The sequence below is a fragment of the Chryseobacterium sp. Leaf394 genome (genome assembly GCF_001424105.1).
In the GTDB taxonomy this organism is placed as follows: domain Bacteria; phylum Bacteroidota; class Bacteroidia; order Flavobacteriales; family Weeksellaceae; genus Chryseobacterium.
Genome location: NZ_LMQH01000015.1, coordinates 2066 through 4000, shown reverse-complemented (window position 1 = coordinate 4000; position 1935 = coordinate 2066). Strand labels below are relative to the sequence as shown.

The following is a 1935-nucleotide window of genomic DNA, read 5'->3' as shown; positions in this document are numbered from 1 at the left end:
ATTTACAAATAACGAAACAATAAAAACTGGCTATAACAAGGGTTTTGCAATAGTGGGGCGAAACTGCAAAGTTCAACGGTAGTTCTTCGGTTCAACATTTGTACAAAATTGAAGATTTTTGCTTCGATTGCCCCACCATCGCAAAGCCCCGAAACGTTAGCCACAATAGCACAAGCGACACAACACAGACAATGAAACATCACTTTGGAGACTTTTTAGACAGAACAGGCGACTATTGGACGACAATTCCAAATAGAGAAAGATTTGCATTTATTGCCGACTTTGAAATAGTAAACAAGGAAGAAGTAAAAATATTGACAATAAGCAAAACCCAAGACAAAAATCATTGGGAACAAATTATTGACTGTCCGAACCTTGAAGAACTGACACTTCACGACCCAAGCAAAGAACAAGTTCAAGCAATTCGCAGACTGACGAACGTAAAACGTTTAAGAGTAACTTTTTTCAGAGCAGCCGACATTGAGTTTATAGGCGACTTACATAATTTAGAAGAATTAATTCTCGAATATGTTTCAGGATTTTCCGATTTGACACCTCTTGCAAAACTGACTAAATTAAAATCGGTACATTTTGAAAATCTTCGCAAAGTTTCAAATTTTGACGGACTAAAAGGAACTAACAGTTTACGTTATTTATATATCAACGGGACACTTGATTGGAACCAACCAATCGACAATTTTGAGTTTTTAAGTGGACTTCCAAATCTTGAAGTATTCTCATTGGGTTGGATTATTAACAAGTCGCCATTCCCAGCACTCATATCTGTTTTGACTTTAAAAAAGTTGAAAAAAATTAGACTAATAAGCAAAACACTTCCAACCCAAGAGTTTGCATTTTTGGAACGGGCTCTACCAAATGTTCAAGGTGCTAACAATGAAATTTGTCGAAGATTTGCATATAGTAGTTCAAAGTTGACAAGAGATGATTATCGTTCTCAACTTTCGGACGAAGTAATCAACGAAAAACATCCAGAAGTTAGAATAATTTATGACGGAACAAGAGAAATAAACGACCCAAGTACAGAATGGTTTGAGTTTATAGGAAAAGGAGCAGGACGTGTAAAATGTAATAGCCCAAAAGCAGACGAAAAAATTGAAGAATTTAGGCAAAAATATGAACAATATAAAATTGAAGCAGACAGAATTATCCAAAGCTACTGTGGCTAACATCGGTTTGGCAATAGTGGGGCTGAACTGCTAAATTTGAACTTCGGTAATTCTAATCAACTTCGGTGCTAATTTGAGCTGAAGTGCATCAAATTCCCCACCATCGCCAAGCCGTAAACCGTAATGCGACATTTTATGAAAACAACGTTACTAAAAGAAATATTCACGATACTAAGTATTTTATTTACAGTATTATCTTGCTCACAAACAAAAAATGAACTGTATTCAAAACAAGTTTTACCAGCATTGCCATATGAAGGTGTATCCAAATTCGGCGCTGAAAATGATTCAATAAGAATTGATGAATACAGAATTTTAACAGCAAAAGGCAAATCAGAATATATAAAAGTGCTAAAAACTTTTGATTGGTTTAACGAAAAAAGTGAAGTTAAAAAAAAGGAAATTATTAATACTATCGAGAATGATTTAGAAGCAAATTATTCTTTTTTAGCATTAGAAGATTTGAGTTTTGATGCAGAAGGCTTTGAAACTGCAGAATCATATAAAAATCTTCTAAACGAAATGATTAAAATTGCTGAAGTTGAAAATCAAATAAAAAAAATAAACGTTACCAAGGAAAGAAATTTAATTAACATTTCAATCTTGACAAATAAAAACGAAGAACTAAAGTATGCCGTTGATATCAATGAAAATCAAGACTGGATTGATACAAACTTTATTGAACAATTCATTAATGGGCAATTACTGTCAAAAACAAATAACAGGAAAATATTTATTGCATTACCTG

Annotated in this window: 1 protein-coding gene; it reads left to right on the top strand. The window is 33.3% G+C overall.

Annotated elements, in window-relative coordinates; genetic code table 11:
- The first annotated feature begins 191 nt into the window (after positions 1 to 191).
- Positions 192 to 1187 carry a leucine-rich repeat domain-containing protein gene (locus tag ASG21_RS19450; RefSeq protein ID WP_056084833.1) on the top strand — a complete coding sequence of 332 codons (996 nt, stop codon included), beginning with the start codon at positions 192 to 194 and terminating at the stop codon, positions 1185 to 1187.
- The last annotated feature ends 748 nt before the right edge of the window (positions 1188 to 1935 follow it).